The organism is Caulobacter sp. CCNWLW153, assembly GCF_036889365.1.
Lineage (GTDB): Bacteria > Pseudomonadota > Alphaproteobacteria > Caulobacterales > Caulobacteraceae > Caulobacter > Caulobacter radicis.
Genome location: NZ_JBAKFV010000004.1, coordinates 67,707 through 92,519 on the forward strand (window position 1 = coordinate 67,707; position 24,813 = coordinate 92,519).

19 protein-coding genes are annotated in these 24,813 nt (G+C 70.6%); 6 read left to right on the top strand and 13 right to left on the bottom strand.

The annotated features are described in order from the left end of the window. Positions 1 to 17: 17 nt before the first annotated feature. The 4 genes from V6S85_RS07900 to V6S85_RS07915 all read right to left on the bottom strand — a co-directional run bounded on the left by V6S85_RS07900 (position 18) and on the right by V6S85_RS07915 (position 6,082). Positions 18 to 1,499 (bottom strand): carboxylesterase/lipase family protein, encoded by a 1,482-nt coding sequence (locus V6S85_RS07900; protein ID WP_334348600.1) that lies wholly within the window; start codon positions 1,497 to 1,499, stop codon positions 18 to 20. 14 nt (positions 1,500 to 1,513) lie between these two features. Further along, positions 1,514 to 2,437 (bottom strand): ROK family protein, encoded by a 924-nt coding sequence (locus V6S85_RS07905; protein WP_334348601.1) that lies wholly within the window; start codon positions 2,435 to 2,437, stop codon positions 1,514 to 1,516. A 123-nt stretch (positions 2,438 to 2,560) separates the two neighbouring features. Beyond that, positions 2,561 to 3,751 (bottom strand): glycoside hydrolase family 27 protein, encoded by a 1,191-nt coding sequence (locus V6S85_RS07910; RefSeq protein ID WP_334348602.1) that lies wholly within the window; start codon positions 3,749 to 3,751, stop codon positions 2,561 to 2,563. Between the two features lie 315 nt (positions 3,752 to 4,066). Continuing rightward, positions 4,067 to 6,082: a TonB-dependent receptor gene (locus V6S85_RS07915; RefSeq protein WP_334348603.1), complete on the bottom strand. Its 2,016-nt coding sequence runs from the start codon at positions 6,080 to 6,082 to the stop codon at positions 4,067 to 4,069. A gap of 168 nt (positions 6,083 to 6,250) precedes the next feature. Between V6S85_RS07915 and V6S85_RS07920 the strand changes: the two genes are divergently transcribed. Then, positions 6,251 to 8,281 carry a phytase gene (locus V6S85_RS07920; protein WP_334348604.1) on the top strand — a complete coding sequence of 677 codons (2,031 nt, stop codon included), beginning with the start codon at positions 6,251 to 6,253 and terminating at the stop codon, positions 8,279 to 8,281. A 270-nt stretch (positions 8,282 to 8,551) separates the two neighbouring features. Here the strand turns inward: V6S85_RS07920 and V6S85_RS07925 are convergent, their stop codons facing one another. Then, positions 8,552 to 9,727: a TetR/AcrR family transcriptional regulator gene (locus tag V6S85_RS07925; protein ID WP_334348605.1), complete on the bottom strand. Its 1,176-nt coding sequence runs from the start codon at positions 9,725 to 9,727 to the stop codon at positions 8,552 to 8,554. A gap of 224 nt (positions 9,728 to 9,951) precedes the next feature. Here V6S85_RS07925 and V6S85_RS07930 point away from each other — a divergent pair, with 224 nt between their 5' ends. From V6S85_RS07930 to V6S85_RS07940, 3 genes are all read left to right on the top strand, one after another. Then, positions 9,952 to 12,789 (top strand): TonB-dependent receptor, encoded by a 2,838-nt coding sequence (locus tag V6S85_RS07930; RefSeq protein ID WP_334348606.1) that lies wholly within the window; start codon positions 9,952 to 9,954, stop codon positions 12,787 to 12,789. 17 nt (positions 12,790 to 12,806) lie between these two features. Further along, the gene (locus tag V6S85_RS07935) at positions 12,807 to 13,919 is read left to right on the top strand and encodes a tyrosine-protein phosphatase (protein WP_334348607.1); all 1,113 of its coding nucleotides are present in this window, start codon (positions 12,807 to 12,809) and stop codon (positions 13,917 to 13,919) included. A gap of 116 nt (positions 13,920 to 14,035) precedes the next feature. Then, positions 14,036 to 16,510 (top strand): glycosyl hydrolase 115 family protein, encoded by a 2,475-nt coding sequence (locus V6S85_RS07940; protein WP_334348608.1) that lies wholly within the window; start codon positions 14,036 to 14,038, stop codon positions 16,508 to 16,510. A gap of 149 nt (positions 16,511 to 16,659) precedes the next feature. Here the strand turns inward: V6S85_RS07940 and V6S85_RS07945 are convergent, their stop codons facing one another. The 8 genes from V6S85_RS07945 to V6S85_RS07980 all read right to left on the bottom strand — a co-directional run bounded on the left by V6S85_RS07945 (position 16,660) and on the right by V6S85_RS07980 (position 23,660). Beyond that, on the bottom strand, positions 16,660 to 18,162 hold the full coding sequence (locus V6S85_RS07945) for an adenosine deaminase family protein (protein ID WP_334348609.1): 1,503 nt from the start codon (positions 18,160 to 18,162) through the stop codon (positions 16,660 to 16,662). Positions 18,163 to 18,255: 93 nt separating this feature from the next. After that, positions 18,256 to 19,071: a DUF1521 domain-containing protein gene (locus V6S85_RS07950; RefSeq protein WP_165828744.1), complete on the bottom strand. Its 816-nt coding sequence runs from the start codon at positions 19,069 to 19,071 to the stop codon at positions 18,256 to 18,258. Between the two features lie 125 nt (positions 19,072 to 19,196). After that, a complete protein-coding gene (gene sctT / locus V6S85_RS07955) occupies positions 19,197 to 20,000 on the bottom strand; it encodes a type III secretion system export apparatus subunit SctT (protein WP_101717476.1) in 804 nt (267 codons plus the stop codon). A 10-nt stretch (positions 20,001 to 20,010) separates the two neighbouring features. Then, positions 20,011 to 20,283, bottom strand: a complete 273-nt coding sequence (sctS, locus tag V6S85_RS07960; RefSeq protein ID WP_058348272.1) for a type III secretion system export apparatus subunit SctS — start codon at positions 20,281 to 20,283, stop codon at positions 20,011 to 20,013. A 13-nt stretch (positions 20,284 to 20,296) separates the two neighbouring features. Further along, positions 20,297 to 20,959, bottom strand: coding sequence for a type III secretion system export apparatus subunit SctR (sctR, locus tag V6S85_RS07965; RefSeq protein WP_116565786.1), 663 nt, complete (start codon positions 20,957 to 20,959; stop codon positions 20,297 to 20,299). 6 nt (positions 20,960 to 20,965) lie between these two features. After that, positions 20,966 to 21,961, bottom strand: coding sequence for a FliM/FliN family flagellar motor switch protein (locus V6S85_RS07970; protein ID WP_334348610.1), 996 nt, complete (start codon positions 21,959 to 21,961; stop codon positions 20,966 to 20,968). Beyond that, positions 21,958 to 22,602, bottom strand: a complete 645-nt coding sequence (locus V6S85_RS07975) for a response regulator transcription factor (protein WP_116565790.1) — start codon at positions 22,600 to 22,602, stop codon at positions 21,958 to 21,960. Before V6S85_RS07975 ends, V6S85_RS07970 begins: the two co-directional genes overlap by 4 nt. After that, on the bottom strand, positions 22,599 to 23,660 hold the full coding sequence (locus V6S85_RS07980; RefSeq protein ID WP_334348611.1) for a sensor histidine kinase: 1,062 nt from the start codon (positions 23,658 to 23,660) through the stop codon (positions 22,599 to 22,601). The genes V6S85_RS07975 and V6S85_RS07980 overlap by 4 nt, the downstream gene beginning before the upstream one ends. An 80-nt stretch (positions 23,661 to 23,740) precedes the next feature. Between V6S85_RS07980 and V6S85_RS07985 the strand changes: the two genes are divergently transcribed. Both V6S85_RS07985 and V6S85_RS07990 read left to right on the top strand, forming a co-directional pair. Then, a complete protein-coding gene (locus V6S85_RS07985) occupies positions 23,741 to 23,971 on the top strand; it encodes a hypothetical protein (RefSeq protein WP_109101390.1) in 231 nt (76 codons plus the stop codon). Positions 23,972 to 23,986: 15 nt separating this feature from the next. Next, positions 23,987 to 24,649 carry a hypothetical protein gene (locus V6S85_RS07990; RefSeq protein WP_334348612.1) on the top strand — a complete coding sequence of 221 codons (663 nt, stop codon included), beginning with the start codon at positions 23,987 to 23,989 and terminating at the stop codon, positions 24,647 to 24,649. Positions 24,650 to 24,813: the final 164 nt, after the last annotated feature.

A 24,813-nucleotide genomic window follows, 5' to 3' on the forward strand; every position in this document is an offset into this window, starting at 1 on the left:
CGCTTGTTGCTGATGATCTAAGGTCGGGTGTGGAACCGGCAGTCGGGTTCTTGGCCCCGCTCCGCCCGTGGTCCGGCTGCGGCGAAGACGAGCCGTTCGCCCGCGCCGCTCTCGGCCGGCCAGGGCGGCAATCCGGGTCCGTTCGGCTCGCCGGTGCGCGCAAAAGCCGCCCAGTAGGCCTGCAACGGCGGACGCCCCTCGCCCGGCCGATCGAAGACGTAAGGAAGCTCCGAACCGTGACCCACGGATGTCTGCCTGGGTGCGGGAACCTCCAGCTCGTAGCGCCAGACCTTGCCGCCGGCTTTCTGGCGCAGGCGCGCCGTCGTCTCGGCCGGGCAGCGGAACATTCGGTCGGTCGCCAGTCGCAGCACCGCGTCCCCTCGCACGGGATCCACGGGGGGCCGCGGATCACGATCCAGGCCATAGGCCGCCAGCACCTGCGGCGCGCGCGCCTTGAAGGCCTCGGCGATCCAGGCCTGGGCGCGCTGCGGCTCGCCGCCGAACAGGGCGATCTCGCGGGCGCTGGAGCCGACGATCATCGGCTTCACGCCAGGATCGGCCAGCAACGCCTCCGGCGCCTTGGGCAGCACGCCGCCGTCGACGACGGCCTGCGTCCAGATGAAGCCCTGGTCGTCGATCGGCGCTGTCAGGGCCTCGGCGGCTTTCAGCAAGTCGTCGCCGGAGGTCCGCCGAAGATCGGCCAGCGCCCCGGCTCCGACGCGACGCGCCAGATCCTCTCCGATCGCCTCGTTCTGCTTCAGGGATCTCGCCGGAAAGCCGAAGCCCGGCATGCCGCTCTGCAGGATCCCCCGGGCGGCCAGGCTTCGCCCCTGTGGCGACAGCATGACGAGGCTCACGTCCTGGCCGCCGGCGGAATGGCCAAACAGGGTGACGTTGTCGGGATCCCCGCCGAACCCGGCGACGTTCTCGCGCACCCACTTGAGGGCGGCGATGATGTCCATCAGGGCGTAGTTGCCGGACGCCCCGCCCTGCTCGCTCGTCAGTTCCGGGTGCGACAGGAAGCCGAAGACGCCCAGCCGGTACTGCACGCTGACCAGCACGACGCCCTGGTCGACCAGGCTCGATTCCACCGTGCCCGCGCCGGAGCCGGCATGGTTGGCCCCGCCGTGGATCCAGACCATGACCGGCAGCCGCGCCCCCGGCGCATGCCTGGGCGCGCGGATGTCCAGGTAGAGGCAGTCTTCGCTGGAGCGCGCCGCGTCCGCCGCGTTCCAGCCCCGCGAGGTCTGCAGGCAGGCAGGCCCCGACGCCCTGGCGGGCCGCTCGCCGCTCCATACAGCGACGGCTTGAGGCGGCTTCCAGCGTAGCTCACCGACCGGCGGCCGGGCGAAAGGAACGCCGAGGAAGGCCTGGCTGGCGTCGGCCCGCGTCTCGCCGACCAGCGTCCCGGCGGTCGTCGAGACGCGGATGGGATCGGCGACGGCGGCGCCCGCCAGCGCTGTCAGGACGGCGACGATGAGCAAGCGCGCCAGCCCCATGGGTTCAGCTCGCGTCAGGCAGCGACATCGCCGGCCCAATCGGCCTGGCTCCACAGGCGCGCGGCCCCACGCACGCCGGAGGAGTCGCCCCAGCGGGCCTTGACGATGCGGCTCTCCCAGTTGTCGGTGAAGACGTGCGGCGCGACCAGCGCCGGAAGGCGTTCGTACAGCAGTTCGACGTTCGACATGCCGCCGCCCAGCACGAAGACGTCGGGGTCGACGATGTCGGCGATCACGCCCAGCCCGCGGGCCAGTCGGTCGAGATAGCGGTCGAGCGCGCCCTGGGCGACGGGATCGCCCGCGACGGCGGCCTCGACGATGGCCGCGCCGCTGAGGTCGCCGCCGCCGTGTTCGCGGAAATCGCGACGGAAGCCCGTGCCCGAGATCCAGGTCTCCAGGCAGCCGTGCCGCCCGCACCAGCATTGCGGACCCGGGCTCTCCTCGGCCTTGGGCCAGGGCAGAGGCACGTGGCCCCACTCGCCGGCCACGCCGTTGCCCCCTTCGACCAGCTTGCCGTCGATCGCGAGACCGCCGCCGCAGCCGGTGCCGATGATGACCGCGAAGGTCACCCGCGCCCCGGCGGCCGCGCCGTCGACGGACTCGGACAAGGCCAGGCAGTTGGCGTCGTTGGCCAGGCGGATGGGCCGATCCAAAGCGGCCTCCAGGTCTTCCCGGAACCGGCGGCCGTTTAGGTAGGTGGTGTTGGCGTTGCGGATCAGGCCGGTGCGCGGCGAGACCGAGCCCGGCGCACCCACGCCCACCGTTCCCTTGCCGCCGACGGTCTGCTCGGTGCGGTCCACCAGATCGCGCACCACCTTCAACGCCGCTTCGTAGTCGCCGGGCGTGGCGGCGCGGAGCGTCGAGAGCACGCGCCCCTCGGGCGACAGGGCCGCCGCCTCGATCTTGGTTCCGCCGAAATCGACCCCGATCTGGATCACCCGAAACTCCCTCGCCGCACGCGTCCTTACCGGACGCCGCAACCTCCAGCGGCCAGAGGCTTACCTTGCGTCCGCAAACCGCGCCAGAATAAAAAAAGACTTTTTATTTATTCATACTACAAGTCAGGGCGCGACCTTGAGCATGACGACGCCGTGCGGCGCCACCTGGGCCGCGTGCCCGCCCTTGCGGACGCCCAGGTCTTTGCCCGCCCAAAGGTCGCGGACCTTGGCCGGCAGGGTTTCGGGGTAGTCCAGCATCGCCCAGTCCACGCGGATCGTCGCCGGCGCCTGCCCGCGGTTCAGCAGCGCGACGGCCCGGCCGCCGCCCTTGAGGGGCCGCGCCCAGACCTCCAGATCGCCCTGCTTGGACACGCGCCGCGCCTGGGCGCCGAGCGGATCCTGGTCGACGGCGATGACTTCCCTGTTGGTCAGGATGGCCTTGGTGTCGGCGTCCATGTGACCGATGTCGTTGCCGGCGATCAGCGGCGCGGCCAGCATGGCCCACAGGCTGAAGTGCGCGCGGTATTCTTCGGTGGTCATGCCGCCGTTGCCGACTTCCAGCATGTCCGGATCGTTCCAGTGGCCGGGCCTGGCGAACGGATAGAGCTCGACCTGCTTGTCGAGTATGTTCATGACGCCCAGGCTGTAGCCCTTCACGCCTTCCCAGGCGTCGTAGATGTCGCCCGTGGTGCGCCAGAGGTTCCCGACCGACGCCCCCCAGGTCCAGGGCTTGGAATTGCCCCACTCGCAGATCGAGAACACGATATCCCGGCCCGACGCCTGCAGGGCGGCCGACATGATGTAGTAGGACGACGGCGCGTCCTGCGTACCGGCCATGCACCAGTCGTACTTCAGGTAGTCGACGCCCCAGGCCGCGTACTGGCGGGCGTCCTGGTATTCGTAGCCGCGGCTGCCCGGACGGCCGGCGCAGGTCTTCAGGCCCGCGTCGGAATAGATGCCGAACTTCAGGCCCTTGGAATGGATGTAGTCGCCCAGCGCCTTCATGCCGCTGGGAAAGCGCTTGGGATCGGGCTGGATGTCCCCGCGAGCGTCGCGCTCGCCGTGCCAGCAGTCGTCGATGACGACGTAGTCGTAGCCGGCGTCCTTCATGCCCGAGGCGACCATGGCGTCGGCCATGCGCTTGATAAGGGTCTCGTCGACGTTGCAGCCGAACTTGTTCCAGCTGTTCCAGCCCATCGGCGGCGTGCGGGCCAGGCCGTTGTCGGGCAGAGGCGGCGGCGGATCGTCGGCCAGGGCCGGAGCGGCGGTCGCCATCAGGGACACGGCCGCCAGGGTCGAGACGAGGCGCTTCATGGGTTCACGCTGGAAATGAGGTGAAGAGAAGGACGGTCCGCCGGTCCCTTGGCTCCCGCTTGCAGGAATCTTGGGAAAGGCGCGGGTGAACCGGCGGACCGCGAGGCGACGAGGGCCTCAGTCGATCAGGCGGGGAAGAAAGCGGTTCGTGGACGCGAAAGCGCGCCGGGGCCGTGCCCGAAAGTCATGTTTGCCTCCCCAAGTCCTGCGCCGCGTCCTTGGTGGCGCGGGCGGCTGGCTTGACACGGAGGTGACCACGGGCCCCGGCTCGCCGTCAATAGAATAAATAAATTTGTTTTTCTTTTTACCCCTACGTCATCGGACGTAGGTGATCCCCACCCTCAGGCTGCGCGGCGCGTCGTAGCTGGTGACGCCGTCGCCGGTCCGGCCGGTGGCGACGTCGGCGTCCAGCGCGTTGCGCAGGTCGAGCTCCAGGCGGGTCGAGGGATTGAGCGCGTAGCGGGCCGAGAGATTAAGGGTCGTGGCCGCCGCCAGCCGGCGGGTGTTGAGATCGTCGTCGAAGCGCGCGCCCTCATGGCGGGCGGCGAAAAACAGGTCCAGGCCCTGGCTGGCGCGCCATTCCAGGCCGGCCGAAGCGGCGACGCGCGGCGCCTGGGCCGGGCGCTTGCCGGTCAGCTGCGGCGCCTGCGAGCCGCCGTCGACCTCGGCGTCGGTGGCCATCACCGCGCCAGTCAGCATCAGGCGTTCGCCGAGGCTGGCGCGGCCTTCCAGCTCGAGCCCGACCGCGTCGATGCGGCCGACGTTCTGGCGCTGGCGCAGCACGCCGCCGGCGGGGATGAAGCCGGCCGTCGGGAAGGTCGCCGGCCCCTGGCCGATCGTGACATTGGCCACCGGATCCTCGAGCCGGTTGAGGAACAGGGTGGCGGCGAGGCTCGCCCCCTGCCCTTCCAGCCCCGCCCCGGCCTCGACGCCGTAGAGGCGCTCGGGCTTGAGGGCGGCGTTGGCCTCGGTGACGTCGTTGCCGACACGGAACGGCCGGTGCAGCTCGTTGAGGCTGGGCGGACGAAAGCCCGCATAGGCCGCGGTGCGCACGAAGGCCGGGCCAAGGTCGCGCCGCAGGCCGATGCGGCCAGTGGGCGTGGTGGCCGAGCGCCCGGCCGGCGTCTCGTCGAGGGTCGCCGCGCCGGTCTGAAGGTCGTATTCGCGGCGGCGAGCGTCGAAGGCCCGCCAGTGGTCGAGGCGAAGGTCGCCGGTGACCAGCCACGGGCCGGCGGTCCAGCTGGCGTCGGCATAGCCCCCCAGGGTCGTGGTCCGGCCGCCCGCCTCGCGCAGGCGGGTGAACTGGCCGCTCATGTAGCGGAAACGCTCGTGGGTCTCGCCTTCGGCGGCGCGCAGGTCGGCGCCAATCTCCCATTCCAGCGGCCCGCGCACGCCGCGCAGGGCGGCGTTGAAACCGTAGCCATGGGCCGGCGTCTCGAACTGGTCGTTGGCCGGGGTCGTGAAGGCCCGCTCCGCGCCGACGGCGACAGAGCGGTTCTGCAGGTCGCTGACCAGGGTCCAGGCCTGCAGGCGCCAGCCGTTGCGCCCCTCTGCGGGGGCTTGCGCGAAGGTCAGGCTGCCTTGCGCGCCGCGCGAGCGGGAGTCGGCGCCGACGAGGCCCGAGCGGCGGTTCTCGTCATAGACCGCCACCCGGGCGGCCATGGCCGGACCGCTCGAAAGCCGGGCGTCGTAGCGCAGGGCCGCCGACCAGGCGTCTAGGGCCAGCGGCTCGTCGGCCGCGCCGCGCCCCGCCCGCACCGGCGTCCAGCCGTCGGAGCGCTCGGCCGTCGCGCTGGCCAGGAAGCCGCCGCTGCCGGCGTTGACCGCCGCGCGGCGATAGCCATGGCCGCCAGCCTCGGCGCCGGCCTCCAGCACAGGAGCGCCGCCGTCGCGTCCCGTCAGGGCTACGACGCCGGTCAGGGCGCCCGCGCCATAGGCCTGTGCCCCGGCGCCGCGTACGATGCGCACGTCCTGGATGGCCTCGGACGGCAGGCCGCTCCAGATCACCCAGCCGCCGAACGGGTCGTTCTGCGGCACGCCGTCCAGCGTGACCAGCGCCCGCCCGGCGCCCGACGGCGCGATGGCCCGCAGCGACAGGCCCTGCGTGGTCGGATTGGCCGCCAGGCTGGAGGTGCGGCGAAACAGCGACACGCCAGGCGCGCGCGCCAGCTGCTCGTCGAGCCGCGTCGAGCGGGCCCAGGCCGGATCGGCCAGGCTGGTGATGGCGAAAGCGCCCTCCCCCGCCGACGGCGGCAGGCGGGCGCCGGTGACGACGACTTCCGAGACCGGAGCTTCAGGCGCGGGGGCGGTCTCGAAGGGGGCGTCGAACATCGGGGCTCCGGGCGATTGAGAGTCGGCGCAGCCTATCGCCGCCCCGGCGCAAGGGAACGTCCCTCTGGTGGAAAAGGCTCGCCTGTCATCAATCCGTTTTGCAATCGTCGCATAAGCCCTCGCGCGCGGGCCGCCAGCTCACGCGCAGGTTTCCGGGGGACAAGCCGCATGAACCATCTTCGCGCCAGCGCCGCCGTCGGCGTGCTCGCCTTCCTGCTGGGCGCCGGATCGGCCCTGGCCCAGGGAGCGGCGGTCGCCCCGGTCGTCTCGACCGCCCCCACCGTCGAGGGCGGGGCCAACGGCGTGGCCCTGATCCGCAATCCGGCCGCGCCGGAAAAGAGCCAGATCGCCGCCACCGGCGAGGGCGGCGGGCTGGAGCTCTACGGCCTGGATGGCCAGCGGGTCGGCGCCGTTCCCGGCGGCGAGGTCTATGGCGTCGACGTGCGCGAGCTGGACGGCAAGCCGCTGCTGGCGCTGCTGGACCGCAAGGGCGGGCGCCTGCGCCTGGCCTCTTACGACTTCGCCACCGGCCAGGCGGCCAGCCTCGACGCCAAGCCGCTGACGCTGGACTACGCCGGCGAAGGGGTCTGCCTGCATCGCGGCGCTCGCGACGGCTCGCTGTACGCCTTCACCCTGGGCGTGGCCGGCCAGATGGACCAGTGGCTGCTGTTTCCCACCGCCGACGGCAAGCTGGATGGGCGCATCGTGCGCCGCCTGCACCTGTCGTCCGAAGCCAAGTACTGCGTGAGCGACGACGCCACGGGCGCGCTCTACGTCGCCCAGGAGGCGGTCGGCGTCTGGCGCTACGACGCCGATCCCGAAGCCGAGGCCGTGCCGACCCTGGTCGACGCCAACCGCCTGGGCCATATCGCCGGCGAAGTGGCGGGCCTGGCCCTGGTCGATGGGGGGCCGAGCGCCCGCTTCCTGGTGGCCGCCAACGCGACCGCCGGCGACTACAACGTCTATGACCGCGCCCGCGACGACGCCTTCGTCGGGACCTTCCGCATCGGGACCGGCGACCAGAACGCGGTCGAGAACCCGTCGGGCCTGTTCGCCCTGCGCGGCCCCCTCGCCGATCGCCTGCCGGCCGGCGCCCTGCTGGTCGCCGACGACCGCAAGTCGGGCGCGGACATGAAGGTCGTCTCGTGGGCCGACGTCGCCTCCGGGCTGAAGCTGGCGACCGGCGACGCGGCCGGCTCCAGGCCCGCCAAGGGCTTCGCCACGGTCCAGCCGACCATGGAGACCAGGCCCGTCGACCATGACGGCGACGCCGCCGACGATCCGGCGATCTGGGCCAACCCGGCCGATCCGGCCAGGAGCGCGATCATCGCCACCGACAAGAAGGGCGGCCTGCTGGTCTACGACCTGTCGGGCCAGCCGTTGCAGTACTTGGCCGACGGCAAGATGAACAATGTCGACCTGCGGGCCGGCTTCAAGCTGGCCGGCCGCGAGACGATCCTGGTCGCCGCCAGCGACCGCACCCACAAGTCGATCGCCCTCTACACGCTGGACCCGGCCACCCGGCAGCTGACCTCGGTCGCCGACGGGGTGCAGGCCACGGGGCTTTCGGATCCCTACGGCCTTTGCATGTACCGCGGCCGCAAGGGGCAGACCTACGTGTTCGTCGGCGATCCCGACGGGTTGGTGCGCCAGTGGAAGCTGGTCGCCCAGGCCAATGGCAAGGTCCGCGCCGTTCCGGTGCGCGACGTGAAGTTCGACACCCAGACCGAAGGCTGCGTCGCCGACGACGAGACCGGCGCCCTGTACGTGGCCGAGGAGGACGTCGCCCTGTGGAAGCTGGGCGCCGAGCCGACCGACCGGAAGGTCCCCAAGGCGATCGACCGCGTGGCGTCCAACCCGGCCCTGAAGGACGACCTGGAAGGGATCGGCCTCTATCGGCAGGCGGGGGGCAAGGGCTATCTGGTGGTCTCCAGTCAGGGCAACAACAGCTACGCCGTCTATCGCCGCGAGGGCGACAACGCCTATGTCGGCAGCTTTTCGGTGACCGCAGACGGGGCGAAAGGCATCGACGGGATCTCCGAGACCGACGGCCTGGACGTGACCAGCGCCTCACTGGGCGCGGGCCTGGAAGCCGGCGCCTTCGTGGCCCAGGACGGCCGCAACGTCTTCCCGCCCGAGCACCAGAACTTCAAGCTCGTGCCGTGGTCGGCGATCGCCGGGGCGCTGGGGCTGAAGTAGGCCGAAGCAGACCCCCTCCGGCCCTCCGGGCCACCTCCCTCCTTCAGGGGAAGGATCTAAATGGGTCGTCTTCCTCGCCCTTGTGGCGAGGATCCATTGTTCAGCTTGCTCAGACCTTTCGAGGCGGGCCCCGATCTGAGCAACGGCCGCCATGGGCCCTCGCCACAGGGGCGAGGGAAGCGGGTTTGGGTGGCTGGGAAGGGACTCTGGCCTCGGTAGCCGCTCCCCCTCCGGCCCTCCGGGCCACCTCCCCCTTCTGGGGGAGGATCTCTAGACCCCTCCGAACAGCCTGGCCTGCAGCGCATCGCGCATGACGCCGAAGGCCGCCTCGCGGTCGGCGGGGGCGGCGAAGCGGAGCTTGCCGATCAGGCCGCCCATCAGGGTGGACCAGACCATGGCGTCCAGGCCGTCGGCGTCGTTGACGCCCTGGCGGCGCAGCATGCGCATCGAGGTGGCGCCGCGGGTGGCGCGGACGGCGGCGGCCAGCGGCTGGAGGGCCGGCTCGCGGGCGGCGGCCAGTTGCAGGGCCCCCAGCGCCCGCACCCGGGCCGAGAAGCCGCCGGTCGGCGCCATGACGGTGGCGACGCCCGTGTCGTCGGACGAGGCCAGGACCTCGGCCCGCACCTGACGATGCAGTTCGACCATCGCCGCCTCGACAAGGTCGGCCTTGGTGCGGAAGAAGTAGGTGGTGGCCGCCAGCGACACCCCGGCCCGGGCCGCGACGTCGCGCTGGGTCAGGCGGGAGACGCCCCGATCGGCGATGCCGGCGATGGCCGCCTCGACGATGCGGCGGGCGGTGTCGTTGGCGTGCTCGCGCTCGGGCAGGACCTCGTCGGGCGCGGGACCGGGCGGGACCGGCTCGATGGCCGCCTTGCCCAGCCGCGCGCCAAGGCGCCGGAAGGCCGGGACCAGCCAAAGGAGGCGCTCGCCGGCGTCGGGCTCGACATGCAGCAGGGTGCAGAGGCCGACCGCGAGACCGCCCCAGCCGTCGGCCTCGATCTCGGACGCGCCAAGAACCAGCGCCGTCTCGCGCCAGAAAGCGAACTCCGCCTCGCCGCCCTGCCCGGCCGCGGCTTGCAGCTCAAGATCACCGCCGACCTCGGCTTCGATCTCGAACTCGCCCAGCAGCACGAAGCCCAGGCGACCGGCCTCCAGCCGTTCGGCGACCAGCAGGGTCATGCGGTCGGCAAGGCTGTTCCAGCGCGGACCGCGCGACAGGCCCGCGACCAGCGCCTCGCGCCGCGCTGCCGCCTCTTCGAGGGCCAGGGCCTGGATCCGCCGCAGGAAGCCGGCGCGATCGCCGAAATGGTAGTTCACGGCCGACGCCGCCGCGCCGGCGCGGGCCGCGGCGGTACGCGCGCTGACGGCTCCCAGCCCCTCTTCCAGGGCGATGCGGTAGCCCGCCTCGACCAGTTGGGCGGCGGAATCCAAGTCTGCGACGGCCATGCGCGTGTGTGGCTGGACAGCCGTTCAAATGCAAGTCTGGACAAGCGTTCAAGTTCCGCACCACGAAGAGCGAGAGCGGGGCGACAGGCAACAAATATTATTCAGTAATTTCAGATATATATCATTGAGTACATTAATCCGTCGCCTAAATTTCACGACAGTTTCACACGGTACAATCGTTCAAATTGCTATCCGCCCCTCATCTTCATCGAGGGGAAGCCATCATGACCCGCGCCCGCCGGAGCGCCGCCAAGGCCCTGCTGCTCACCACCGCCGCGCTCGCCTTGCCGATCGCCGCCCATGCCGCCGACGCGGCCCAGCCCGCCGCGATCGCGGCCACCGCCACGGCCACCGGCCGGGTGATCGGCACGGACGGGGCCTATCTGGTCGCCGCCGAGGTGTCGGCCCCGAAGCTGGGCCTGCGCACCACCACCGACCGCGAGGGTCGCTTCAGCCTGGCCCTGCCGGCCGGCGCGCAGACCCTGCTGGTGCGCTATCCTGGCCTGCCCGACCGCTCGGTCGAGGCCAGCGCCGGCGCCGCGCCGATCGAGATCAGCTACGCCGACAGCGCCGAGATGGAGGCCGTGGTCGTGACCGCCGGGCCGATCCTGGGCTCGCAGGCCGCCGCGATCGCCCAGCAGCGCGCCGCCGACAACATCATGAGCGTGGTCGCCGCCGACGCCATCGGCCGCTTCCCCGACCAGTCGGCCGCCGCCGCCCTGTCGCGCATTCCCGGCGCGGCCATCGAGCGCGACCAAGGCCAGGAGCGCTACGTCCAGCTGCGCGGCGCACCCGAGCGCTGGACCGTGGTGTCGATCGACGGGATGAACGTGCTGGGCGCCGAGGAGCGGGTGTTCCGCTTCGACTCCGTGCCGGCCGTGGTCATCCAGTCGATGGAGGTCAACAAGACCCTGACGCCGGAACAACCGGCCGAGGCCCTGGCCGGCCGCATCAACATCGTCACCGCCTCGCCCTTCGACCGCCGCGGCTTCCACGTCTCGGGCGACATCGGCTACGGCGAGATGGCGCTGGGCGACGGCCCGCAGCGCCAGGGCTCGATCCGCGGCTCGTGGTCGAACGACAAGTTCGGCGTCGTCGCCGCTCTGGCCCACTACCGCCGCAACCAGACCACCGACAACCGCGAGATCGGCTGGAACAACGACCAGAACCTCGACACCGTCGACACCTTCAGCTTCCGCTCCTACCGCCTGGAGCGCGAGAACAACGCCGGACAGCTGGGACTGGAGTACCGGCCGGACGGCGGCGGCCGGATCTTCTTCAACAGCCTGTATTCGGAATTCATCGACCGCGAGCAGCGCAACCAGTACGACTTCTCGCTGTGGAACGCCCGCACCCAGACGGCGGCCAATCGCGGCCCCGACAGCGGCTTCGCCGACGGCGCGGCCTATACCGCCAGCTGGCAGTATGGCCGCTACTACAGCGACACCTTCGCCAACACCCTGGGCGGCGACCATGACTGGGCCGACACCTCGATCAAGTGGCGGCTGAACTACACCCATACCGACGCCGGCGCCTATCTGCCGCTGATCCGACAGAACTTCGGCCGCCTGTCGCTCGTCTACAGCGGCGCGACCTCGGGCATTCCGGACCTCGACCTCTACACGACCAACCTTTCGGGCGCGACCTACAGCCGGGGAACGGCGCTGTCGGCCCTGCCGCAGACCGGCTCGCAGGCCGACGTGCTGATCCCGATCGTCTACACCACCGACACCGACGCCTGGACGGGCCAGGTGGACATCGCCCGTGACTGGACCCCGTTCGGCGTCAGCTCCACCTTCAAGGCCGGCGTGAAGTACGACATGCGCAAGGCGACCGGGAACACCTTCTCTGGCATGCCGGGTTCGACGCCGATCCTGCAGCAGCTGGCGGGCCAGACCGGCGGAACCTGGAGCGTCACCCCCCGGATCACCAACGCCCAGTGGACCAGCGACTTCGCGCGCGGCTGGGGCGTCAACTACGTCGACAACATCGGCCTGCGCCAGGACCTGGACGCCCTGTTGGCCAAGGCCACGAGCGCGGGGCTCTACAACGCCGCGGGCAATGTTCTGCCGCAGGACCGCTTCGCGGTCGACGAGAACATCCTGTCGGCCTACGCCCAGAACAAGTGGACCCTGGGCAAGTGGGAGGTGCTAGCCGGCCTGCGCGTCGAGAGCGTTGACCTGGAAAGCCGGGGCGTGGCGGTCGCCAGCGGCGTCCAGACACCGATGACGGCCAAGCAGAGCTACACCGACCTGTTCCCCAGCATCCACGTCAACTACGAGGTCACCGACGACATCCAGGCCCGCTTCGCCGTGATCAGCGGCGTGGCCCGCCCCTCGTTCGGCGAGATCCGCACCAGTGTGTCGGTCGACGACATCGCCGAAACGGTCAGCGGCGGCAATCCGGACCTGAAGCCCGAGCGCGCCTTCGGCTTCGACACGGCGCTGGAATGGTACCTGCCGGGGGCTGGCCTGCTGTCGGCCTCGGCCTTCTACCGCCAGATCGACGACGTGCTCTTCGACAGCCACCGAATGGTCGGCGACGATCGCTACGGCGCAGCTCGCAGGGACTACACCTACGTCACCACGCTGAACGGTTCGGACGGCAAGATGGCCGGCCTGGAGCTGGCCTACATGCAGCAGTGGCGGTTCCTGCCCGGCCCGCTGAGCGGCTTCGGCTTCCAGGGCAACGTCACCTTCCTGGACGGCGAGTTCAAGACGCCCGAAGGGATCAAGAGCGCCTTCCCGGGCCTGTCGGACACCCTCGTCAACGCCTCGATCTTCTATGAGAAGTACGGGCTGTCGGCGCGCCTTTCGTACCAGTGGCGCAACGACTGGCTGGACGAGCCGAGCGCCGACGCCACCGACCACACCTACTGGGCGGCCACCGAGCAGCTTGATCTGTCGCTGCGCTACCAGGTGCGCGACGGCGTCACCGTCTACTTCGACGCCAGCAACCTCACCGACGAGACGGGCATGCGCTACCAGGGCCACGCCAACCGCCCGATCGAAGCCGAGGGCGTGGGCCGCCGGTTCATGGGCGGCGTGCGGTTCAACTTCTAAAATCGGGACATAGAAAAATGCTGATCCGCAACCTGCTGACGGCCGCCTGCGCGGCGGCCGTCCTCGCCGCCCCGGCCGTCCAGGCCCGCACCGCTTCCGCCACCGTGACCGAGGCCTCGGTCGTGCTGAAGGATGGGACCTACCAGGTGGCCTGGAAGACCAGCCGCCCCGGCGCGCCGGTCGACCTCTATGTCGCCGGCTCGCCCGAAGCGCCGCTGAAGGCCATGCGCAAGCTGGCCGACAACGACAAGGACGGCGCGGCCAGCGTCACGGCCGCGGAGGCCGGCGCCGCCCGCCCCTACTTCTACGTGGTCGCCGATGGCGAGAAAACCGGCCTGCGCACCGCCACCCGTGTGGTGCCGCTGCAAGGCGCGGCCAATTTCCGCGACCTCGGCGGCTATTCGGCGGCCGGCGGCAAGCACGTGCGCTGGGGCCAGGTGTTCCGCTCCAACGGCCTGTCGACCCTGACCGACGCCGACTACAAGACCGTCGGCGACCTGGACGTGCGCCTGGTCTGCGACCTGCGCACCGACCAGGAGCGCAAGACCCAGCCCACCGTCTGGCGCGGCGGCAAGGCCGTGCCGGTGTTCCTGAACTCGCCCAAGGCGGGGCTCGACATGGACATGCGGGCGCTGTTCGGTAACGGCCCGCCGACGCCGCAGGCCGTGCGGGGCAACTTCATCGGCTTCTACAAGCTGATGCCGGAAGCCTATGCGGGCGAATACAAGGCGATGTTCGCAAAGCTGCTGGCCGGCGACGCGCCGATGCTGGTGCACTGCTCGGCGGGCAAGGACCGCACCGGCGTGGCCTCGGCCCTGATCCTGACCGCGCTGGGCGTGCCCCGCGCCCAGGTCACCGCCGACTACGCCATGAGCGAGACCCTGCTCGACACCGAGAGCGCCCGCCGGGCCATGGCGGCCGGCGCCAAGTCGGACGATCCGAACGCGGCGATGTTCGCCAAGCTGCCGCCGGAGATCACCCGGGTGCTGATGCGCACCGAACCGGCCTATGTGGAGGCGGCTCTGGACGCGATGACGGAGAAGTACGGCTCGGTCGAGGCCTATATGGACAAGGTGCTGGGCGTCGACGCCAAGGACCTGGCCAGCCTGCGGGCCCGCTATCTCGAATAGCCAAGTCCACATTGTGGGATCAATGCTCATAAAATGAATGGATAATCCTCCAGATCGCTCTATGGTCTGACCAATTCGACCAAGCTGCCTGACAGCTTCGCGATCTGGAGGAAACCATGCGGCTGACGTCGCTGCTGGCCGGCCTGGCGGCCGCCGTCTTGGCTACGACCGCTTGGGCGCAGGACGCCTGGGTCAGCGAAAAGCGCTCGCCAGGCGCCTTCCCGATCGCCGGCGCCGGGATCCTCTACGCGGAAGGCGATTATCCGGTCGTCGGCCTGGCCGCCAAGGACCTGCAAGACGACCTGGGCGCGGTCATCGGCAAGACCCCTTCCCTCTCCACCGGCGGGCCCGCCGGCAAAACCGCCATCATCGTCGGGACCCTGGGCAGGAACCCGCTGATCGACGGCCTGGCGCGCAACGGCAGGCTGAAGGTCGGGGATCTTGCCGGCGCCTGGGAAAGCTTCGTCATCGCCGTGGTCGACAAGCCGGCGCCGGGCCTGGACCGCGCCCTGGTGATCGCCGGCAGCGACCGGCGGGGCGCGGCCTTCGGCGCCTATGAGCTGAGCCGCGCGGCCGGGGTTTCGCCCTGGACCTGGTGGGCCGACGTCAAACCCCAAAGGAAGAAGGCGCTTTACGTCGCCGCCGACACCCGCCGGTTCGGCCCGCCGTCGGTGAAGTATCGCGGGATCTTCATCAACGACGAGGACTGGGGCCTGCAACCCTGGGCGGCCAAGACCTTCGACCCGGCCTATGGCGACATCGGGCCAAAGACCTACGTGAAGGTGTTCCAGCTCCTGCTGCGGCTGAAGGCCAACACCCTGTGGCCGGCCATGCACGAGGTGACCAGGCCCTTCAACGCCGATCCGGCCAATGCGGCCCTGGCCGACCGCTGGGGGATCGTCATGGGCTCGTCCCACGCCGAACCGATGCTGCGCAACAATGTCGGCGAGTGGAAGGCCGGCGCGGAGGCCTTCAACTACGCGGCCAATCCGGGCGGCGTGCTCGACTACTGGCGCGAGCGGACCAAGGCCAACGGCCGCTACGAGAACGTCTACACCCTGGGCATGCGCGGCATCCACGACTCCGGCATGGTCGGCGGCGGCGACATCGACGGCCAGCGGGCGCTGCTGGAGAAGATCATCACCGACCAGCGCGGGCTGATCGGCCAGTATGTCGACCCCAAGGTCGAGACCGTCCCGCAGGTGTTCACCGCCTACAAGGAGGTGCTGGACATCTACCGCTCGGGGCTGAAGGTTCCGGACGACGTCACCCTGGTCTGGCCGGACGACAATTTCGGCTACATCCGCCAGCTGCCGAACGCCGACGAGCGCAAGCGGCCCGGCGGATCGGGCGTCTATTATCACCTGTCGTACCTGGGCGCGCCGCTGTCGCACCTATGGCTGTCGACCGTGCCGCCGGCCCTGGTGATCGAGGAGATGGGCCGGGCCTGGGACCTGGACGCCCGGCAGCTGTGGGTGGTCAATGTCGGCGACATCAAGCCGGCCGAGCTGGGGACCCAGCTGTTCCTCGACTTGGCCTGGGACGTGGAGCGCGTGCGCGGGCTGGGCGCCCACGGCTATGAGCAGGCCTTCGCCCGCGAGACCTTCGGGCCCAAGCGGGCCAAGGCGATCGCGGAAATCCTGGCCGACCATCACCAGCTGAACTTCGAGCGCAAGCCCGAGCACCTGCAATGGTTCTGGGGCAAGGGTTCGACGCCGCGCTCCAGCCCGCTGTCGGTGGAAGAGGCCGATGCGCGGCTGGCGCGGTTCGACGCCCTGGTCTCCAAGCTGGACGCAGAGGCCGCCAAGGTCCCCGCCGAGCAGCGCGACGCCTGGTTCGAGTTGGTGGACTATCCGGTGCGGGCCGCGGCGCTGGCCAACCACCGGTTCTTCGACGCCGAGGCCTTCGACCGGCTGATCGGCGAGCGGCCGGACGAGGCCCGCGCCCGCGCGGCCAAGGCCCGGGCGGCGGACGCGCAGATCGCCGCCCTCACCCGCCGGTTCAACGACGAGATCGCCGGCGGCAAGTGGCGCGGGATCATGTCGGTGGAGCCGGCCGACGGCTCGTGGACCTCGTTCCGCCAGCGGCCGTTCGCGGCTCCGGCGGCGGACGCGACGACGCCGCGCCTGGCGCCTTCTCAGGCGACCGGACAGGGCGTGATCGTGGTCGAGGCCGAGACGGCCAGCGGCAAGGGCTGGCGGCGGATCGACGGCCTGGGGCGCGGCGGGGCGTCGATGGCGGCCGGCGACGTGCGCAAGGCTTCCACCGGCGGCGCGACGCTGGACTATGCCGTGAGGCTGCCGGCCGGCGCCTGGGCGCTGGACCTCGACCTGCTGCCGACCTTCCCGCTGAACGGCCAGACGGCGCTGCGGCTGGCGGTGAGCGCCGACGGCGGCGCGCCGGTGACCGTGGTCGCGCCGCGCAAGGTCGGCGACAAGGCCTGGGCGCAGGGCGTGACTGAAGGCCGCCTGCGGGTGGGCTCGGGCCTGACGCTGTGCGGCGGCGATCATGCCATGCGGGTGACGGCGGTGGATCCAGGGGTGGTGCTTGACGCGCTGGTGCTGGCGCCCGCGGGAGCGTGCGCACAGTGATCCTTCTCCCTTAGGGAGAAGGTGGCCTGCGGAGCAGGTCGGATGAGGGGTTAGGGACCGGAGACGGCGCGCCGGCACGCCGGTTTGCGGCGTAACCCCTCACCCTCCCACGCTGCGCGCGGGCCCCTCCCTCTCCCTCTGGGAGAGGTTTACTGGATCGCCTCGAAGGCTTCGAAGTCCTTCTCCAGCCGCCACTGCATGGCCGCCTTGAGGTTCTTGTTCAGGAACACGTCGCAGGCCGTGCCGGACTTGGCGCATTCGACCGCGCCGCGCAGGCTCTTGCCCGGCAGGAAGGCGTATTCGAGGCTGTCTCGCGCCATGGCCTTGAGGTCGGCATAGCGCAGGCCGTGCTCGGTGGCGGCGCGGACGTACTCGTTGGTCAGGTCGATGCGCGAGACGCCCTCGTCGTCGGTGGACAGCACCACCGGCACCCCGGCCTGGCGGTAGAGCGACAGCGGATGGTCCGCGCCCTTGACGCCCAGGATGACGTCGTTGCTGGTCAGGTTGATCTCGACGGCGACCTTGTCGCGGGCCATGCGCTTCAGCAGGCCCGGCGCGTCGTGCTCGTAGGCGATGTCGACGCCGTGGCCGATGCGTTTCGCGCCCGCCACCATGACGGCCTGATTGATGTGGAAGGTCAGGTCGCGCGGCGGCACGAGGCCGAGGGAGAGCTCGCCGGCGTGCAGGGCCATCGGAACCTTGGGGTAGCGGCCCGACAGGTATCTCATCATCCGCATATGCAGGGCGTAGTCGCCGAGCGAGACTGGATGGTCCTCGGGATTGACGATGTTGACCCCGACGAAGCGCGGGTCGGCGTCGACCAGGGCGAAGGCGGCGGCCATCTGGGCGAAGACGAAGCCGGCCGGCTGGGCGCGCTCGACGAAGGGCTGGAAGCGCACCTCGACCGCGCATGGACCAGTGGTTCCGCTGTTCTGCGCGCAGTCCAGGCGCTTGTCGGCTTCGGCGAGCGCGGCGTCCATCTCCTTGCGCGAGGCCTCGACCATGGCCGGCAGGCCGGAGGCGAAGGCCGCGTAGGTCTTGGCGAAGTCGCCATCCCAGCGGCCGGCCTCGCGCTCGGCGAAGGCGCGCATGGCGTTGGGGTTGGCCGAGCTCTCGACATAGGAGACGCGGTCCTGGGCGGCGTATTCGCGGGTGACGGCGACCATCGGCCCGATGTTGGGCGCGGCGGCGGCGGCGAAGCGCTCGAAGGTCGAGAAGAACTGGTCGTGGCCCGAGGCGGCGGCGTGGTCGGCCCCGCGGTCGTAGTTGCGCACCGACAGGCTGTCGATCACCCGGTTGTAGAGGGCCGGATCGCGGCGAGCGAGGCCGGCGGCGGGAACCGTGGCCTTGCCATCACAGGGCGCGGGCGTCAGGGCCGGCGGCGTCGCGGTGGAGACGCAGAGGCCGCCCTCGCCCGCCCAGGCGATGAAGTCCTCGGCATAGGGCGCGCCCCACAGGTGGTTGTGCAGGTCGCCGCCCTTGGGCATGGCCTGTAGGAAGAGCCGCAGCCTGGCCTTGTCGGGAGCGGCGGCGTCGAAGGCGGCCGATGCGCGCGCCTCGGCGTCCGAAGAGGCGGCCTGGGCGGGCGAGAGCGTCAACAGCCCGGCCGCCATGATCAGTCCGCTGGTCAGAAACCAATTTCGCGCGCGCATCGTCCGCCCCCAGATCCTTTGTGGCCTACCCACGATGATTTGCGTCATTTGGCAAATCGCGGGCGGTGGAAAGGACCGGAAACGGGCCGAGGATCAGAAGTTCAGCAGCGGGAAGCGTTCGGCCGCCTTGGCGTTGGTGGTCGTGGCCTCCGTCGAGCCTTCGGCCAGGGCGGCGACGCCAACGCCCAGCAACCAGCCGGTCAGCATCAGGCCCAGGCTGCTGTTGAAGGCTTCCAGCGCCTCGCGCACCGGCTCCATGCCCGGCTTGGTCAGGTTGAAGTCGGCCTGACCGACGTCGCCGCCGGTGATGCTGCTGGTCCAGCCCGTCGAGGAGGCGTCGTTCTCATGGATGACGAAGCCGTCGTCATGGGCTGCGTCGAGAGCCCGGCCGTCGGTGCTCACCGAGACCGACAGGTCGCCCTTGGTCAGCTCGCTGACGCCGTCCACCACCAGGGCCTGGTCGCCGCGAGTGATCACGACCTGCTCGGCGTAGGTCATGTCGTTCCAGGTCGACTTCTCGGTGTTGATGGTGATCTTCGTGCCGTTCTCGAGCTGGAAGGTGGTGGTGCCCCAGAAGTCGCCGATGTGCTTGCCGTTGTAGTCGACGTGGGGGTCGCCCCAGATGCGCGTGGCGTTCCCGTCGGCGTCGCGCACGGTGATCTCGGAGTTGGCCTCGTTGATCGACAGGGTGTAGCCGTCGCCGATGTCGATCTCGGCCTTGCCCGCCTCGGGCATGGTCGCCGAGAACTTGGGCTGTGCGGGCGCGGGCTGGAACAGCCCGGCGACCATCGCGCCCAGGGTGAACTGCATGGCGCCGAAGGTCTTCAGCGACTGACCCAGGCCTGCGCTGACGCCGGTAAGGATCGCCGCGTTCACGGCCGTGTTCAAGGCGCTGTTGATGGTGGTCATCGCTCCTACCCCTGCTCGATCGGATAGCCGCCGGTTGCGGCCTGCGACGAAAGGTGGCGCCAAGCGGGGCGGTCCAGATAGCTGGGGCATATCCCATCAGGGAAAACCCTAGCGCGCGAAGCGCCCTACCCCTTCCCATCCAGCCCGCGCAGCACCTGCAGGATCACCGTCGGCCGGGCGCCGATCTCGTTGAGCAGCAGCTGGACCAGGCCCGTCAGCATGGCCAGGACCACCGCCGTGGCGATCCACGACTTGATGGCCAGGCCCAGGGAGAAGACGTTGAGCTGCGGGGCGTAGCGGTTGATCAGGCCAAGGCCGCCGTCGACGAGGTAGAGCACGATCAGGGCCGGGGTCGCCAGCATCACGGCCATCACCATCAGCCGCGAGAACTCGCCCTCGAACAGCGACAGGCTGCGCAGGGACAGCACCGGGGTCAGGCTGCCGATCGGCCACACCGCGTAGCTGTCGAGGATCACCCCGACCATCAGCAGAAGCCCGCCCGAGAACATGAAGACGAAGTTGGCCAGGCGGCTGAGAAACTCGCCGGTCAGCGAGGTCTGGTGGCCGCTCAGGGGGTCGACGACCTGGGCGATGGTGGCGCCGACCTTGGCGTCGATGATCTGGCCGGCCGCCTCGAGCGCCCACAGCATGGTTCCGAAGAAGAAGCCGATGACGAGGCCCACCAAGGCCTCCTTGGCGAAGATCATGATCCACTGGACGGTCGGCAGCTCCATCTGGGCCAGTTGCGGCTGGAGCGTGATGACGATGATCCCGAAGGCCAGGAAGATCGAGTTGCGCACCAGGGCCGGCACCGTCTCGGGCGACAGCAGCGGCAGCAGCATGAAGGCCGCCGCCACCCGGGTCGCGCCGACGGCCAGGATCAGGGTGTTCTCGAAGATCGCCCCGAGCCAGTCGGGCGCTCCGGTCATGCGCCCCTCTTCATCGGCGGACCATGGCCGGGAACTCGGTGAACACCCGGTCGCCGAAGCGATAGAGCGTGCCGCCCAGCAGGCTGGCGGTGACGAAGATCGTCAGCACGATGGCGAAGAACTTGGCCGCGTATTGCAGGGTCTGCTCCTGCAGTTGGGTGGCCGACTGGATGACCGCCACGAACAGGCCCACCAGCGAGGCGGCGACGATCGGCGGGGCCGACAGGATCAGCACCAGCCACAGGGCCTGGTTGACGAGCTCGATGGCCTGGGCGTTCAGCATGGCGCGGCCCTCCTCACGTGTAGGACAGCACGAGGCCGTGCGAGAGCTTCACCCAGCCGTCGATCAGCACGAACAGCAAAAGCTTGAACGGCAGCGACACCGTCGTCGGCGACAGCATCATCATCCCCATGGCCAGCAGGATGTTAGAGACCACCAGGTCGATAATCAGGAACGGCAGGAAGATCAGGAAGCCGATCTGGAAGGCGGCCGCCAGCTCCGACACGGTGAAGGCCGGGACAACGACGATGAAGTCGCGCTGGGTCAGGGCGCGGGCCTTTTCCGGGCCGTTGATGCGCTGGGCGGTCTTCAGGAAGAAGGCCCGCTCGCGGGGCGTCGAATGCTTGATCAGGAACTCGCGCAGCGGCTCCTTGGCCTTGTCGGCGTAGGTGAACAGGGCCTGGGTGTCGCTGCTGACGGCGGCGATCGGCTTCATGTCCTGGTTGGCGGCGGCCATCTGCTGGCCGACCGGATACATGACGTAGAGGGTCAGGATCAGGGCAAGGCCGTTGAGCACGATGTTGGGCGGCACCTGCTGCAGGCCCAGCGCATTGCGCAACAGGCTGAGCGTGACGACGATCTTGGTGAACGAGGTGACCATCACCGCCACAAACGGCGCGAGCGCCAGCAGGATGACGGTGATGAGGGCCGAGCCGGGCGAGAATTGCGTCAGGTCCATCTGGGCTCAGCCTTCGCCGCCTATGGTTTCGATCAGGACGCCCCAGGCCTCGCCCACGGGCACCAGGCGCCCCCGGGCGATGGCGCGGTCGCCGGCCAGCAGCACGGCGGGGGCGTCCTCGCGCGGGCCGGCCAGGACGACGGTGGAGCCGGGGCGCAGACCGGCCAGCTCCGACAGCGGCAGGCTGGCCTCGCCCAGCAGCACCTTCAACGGCACGGGCAGGTCAGCGGGGGCGACCGGGGAGGCGTCAGGGGCGGCGTCCTCGGTCGGGACGACGGCGATGTCGAGCGGCGGAGCCATGGCGCTCTCCTCGATGGCGTTGAGCGTGAAGCGATGCTGGGAAAGCTCGAACCGGCCGACGAGGCGGCGGTCGAACAGGGTCAGGCTGGCGAGGCCGGGGCGCGACGCCGACAACGGCGTCAAGACGATGTCGCCCGGGCGCAGGGCCGCGGCGGTCGTCGCCGGCAGGTCGGGTCCGTCGAGCACCAGGGGGCCGACGGCCGGCACGGCCTGGTGCGCGCCCGGCGCCCATGGATCGAAGATAGGCTGCGGCCAGGCGCGGGCGGCCCCGGGGTCGACGGCCAGGACCAGGCGGGCGAAGGGCGCGCCGTCCTGGGTCTCGACGACGATCGACAGGGCCAGCAGGCCGTCCAGCGCGTCGGTCTCGACGCCCAGCGGCGACAGGCTCTCGGTGGTGGCGGCCTCGATGGCGGCCAGGACCGGCTCGACCCGGTCGAGGGCGACCAGCAGCTCGGCGTCGTCGGCCGGGACGAAGGCGGCGCCGGACAGTTCGCGGATCGCCAGGCGCAGGCTCGGCTCGTCCTCGCCGAACAGGATCCATGGGCCGGCCCCGACCTCGGCGTCGAGGGCGACGCGGGTGACGAGGCCCGGCGCGCGCAGGGCGGCCAGCACGGCCAGGGCGTGGTTGCGGGAGACCAGGCCCGCGAGGTCGGCGGCGGACGATGCGCCCTCCCCGGCCTGAAGGTCGAGGAAGGCCGTCATGCGTCGTCGTCCACGGTTCCGGTGACGGCCATGCGCACCAGCCGGGTCAGGCTGGTCGCCTCCATCTTGGTCATGATCCGCGAGCGATGCAGCTCGACGGTCTTGGGGCTGATGCCCAGGTCGTAGGCGATGACCTTGTTGACCTTGCCGGCCACGACCAGGGCCATGACCTCGCGCTCGCGCTCGGTGAGGCCGGCGACGCGGCGGGCATAGGCCTGCTGGCCGGGCGTCTGGACCGGACGGACCTGGGCGAAGGCCCGCTCCAGGGCCGCTTCGAGCGCGGCTTCCTGGAAGGGCTTTTCAAGGAAGGTCACGGCGCCCTTCTGCATGGCCTCGACCGCCAGGGGCACGTCGCCGTGGCCGGTCATGAAGATCACGGGCCGCTCGCAGCCCCGGGCCTTCAAGGCGTCGAGCAGTTCCAGCCCCGACATGTCGGGCATGCGCACGTCCAGCAGCAGGCAGGCGTCCGGCGGCGGATCGCCGGCGTCGAGAAAGGCCCGCGCGCCGTCGAAGGTGGAGACGGCGTAGCCCAGGCTTTCCAGCCACCAGGCGGCGGACTGGCGGAACTCGCCGTGGTCGTCGACCAGGCAGACCGCGCCCAGGGCGCTGGGCGGGGGTGTCGAGGTAGAGGGGGTGGTCATGGCTCCTCCTGGCGCGCCGCGGGCAGCGCGATGTGGAATACGGTCCCCCCCTCGGGATCCGGGGCGTGCCACAGACGCCCGCGATGCAGTTCGACGATGGACCGGCAGATCCCCAGGCCCACGCCCATGCCGCCGGGCTTGGTCGAGAAGAATGGCGAGAACATCTTGCCCTCCGCGCCCGCCTCGACGCCCGGACCGCTGTCGGCGACGGTCAGCTCGACCATGCGGTCAGAACCCTCCATCGGCGCGGCGGCGATGGTCAGGCGGCGCGGGCCGGGCCGGCCGCGCATGGCGTCCAGGCCGTTGCGGGCGAGGTTGACCAGCACCTGCTGGATCATCACCGCGTCGCCCAGCACCGGCGGCAGGGTCGCGAACTGGGCGCGGGCCACGACCTTGTCGCGGGCGATCTCCCAGTCGAGCAGGTCGAGCGTGGCGCGCACCAGCCTCGGCAGGTCCAGCGGCTCGACCTGGGGCTGGCGCTGCTCAACGAAGGAGCGCATGCGCTGGATGACGCCCGAGGCGTAGAGCGCCTGCTCGGCGGCGCGATCCAGGGCCTCGACGCCCTCTTCCTTCGACAGCGCCCCGCGCGACAGCCGGGCCTTGAGCCCCCGCGCGATGTTGGTGATCGAGCCGATCGGCTGGTTCAGTTCGTGGGCGATCATGGTGGCCATCTCGCCGACGGACATGACGCGCGAGGTCAGCAGCAGGCGCTCGCGGTCGGCCAGGCGACGGCCTTCCGCCTCCTGGCGCTCGGCGGCGCTGGACAGGATCAGGCAGATGCGGCCGTCGCCGTGCGCGGCCCGGGCCTCGAAGGCCTGGCCGTCGAGATCCAGCGGGAAGAGGCCGCCCTCCCCGCGCCGCGCCGCCTCGACCGCCGCCAGCAGGCCCCCGGCCGGAACCCGGCCGGGGGCGAGGTCGGGGGTCAGCCGCGCGAAGGCCGGGGAGCGCCAGGCCAGGCGCGGGACGGCGGCGTCCTCGAAGGCGGCGACGGCCAGACCCAGGACGTCCAGCGCCTCGGCCTCGGGCGATTGCGAAAGTAGCGCGGCCAGGCCCGTCATGCGACACACAGGCCGGCTAGGGAAAACCCGACTGGCGGGCGCGCGTTGTCTTTCGTATCGAGAGACTGAAGGAGCTTGCCATGTCCGCCAGCCGTATCGACGCCCCGTCCGTCTCCGGCGTCTGGAGCCACGGTCTTTCCGGGATCAGCCCGGCGGGCGAGCCCTCGCGCGCCCAGGCCTTCGGCGACTTCTCCGGCTTCTCGCGCCATGACGGCCGCATCGGTCTTTCCGGCGCCGCCCGCGACCTGGACGATACGGCCCGCGCCGTGGCCGATCGCCTGACCGACACCCGCGACAACGGCCTCTTCTGAAGCTAGCTTCTCGGCGTGAACGCCGACCGCATCCTCAAGTCCGAGCCCGACTGGTTCGGCGCCGCCCAGGCGCTGGTCGAGGGCCTGCGGGGCCAGGCCAGCCTGGACCGCCGCGTCGACGTGCTGGAGCGCGTCTGCACCGACCTGGGCGATGCGCTGTACCCAGGCTTCGCCAAGCTGCTGGCGGCCGTGGCGCATTTCGGCGAGCCGGAGGTCAAGGCGCTGGTCGCCGATGCGCTGGCCCAGGCCCTGCTGACCGCCCGCCTGCCGGCCGCGCGGGTTCCCGCCTGGGGCGCTGGAGGCTTCGCTGGCCTGGGCGGCGGCGGACCACTGCTCAGCAACAGCCGCAAGGTCGGGCCGCTGGAGTTTCTGTGCGTCTGGCTGGTGCGCGACATCGCCGACGCGCCGCTGGACGCCGAGGCCTTCGAGACGGCGGCGACCTACCTGCTGGACCTGGTGAGCGCCTCGCCCAAGGCGACGGCGCTCTACATCGACAAGCTGCGCGCCGACGCGGCCGACCCGACCGAGGGACTGCACAACGCCCAGAGCCGCCGGCTGATCGAGGTGCTGGCCGAGCGCTGGGCCGCCGGCGATCCGCCCGCGGAGGTGGCCCGGGCGGTGACCCGCGCGGCGGAAGCCGATCGCGGCGTGGGACGGTTCGGGCTGCCGTTGCGGTGAGCACTTCCCATTGATCCCGTCATTCCCGCCCTTGTGGCGGGAACCCCTGGTTCCGCTGACACGTGAGATGCGAGCGGCATGCTCGGCATGCCGCCCCATTCGCCCCTGCGGCTGAGAGAGGGGTTCCCGCCACAAGGGCGGGAATGACGGGAGGTGGGGGGTAG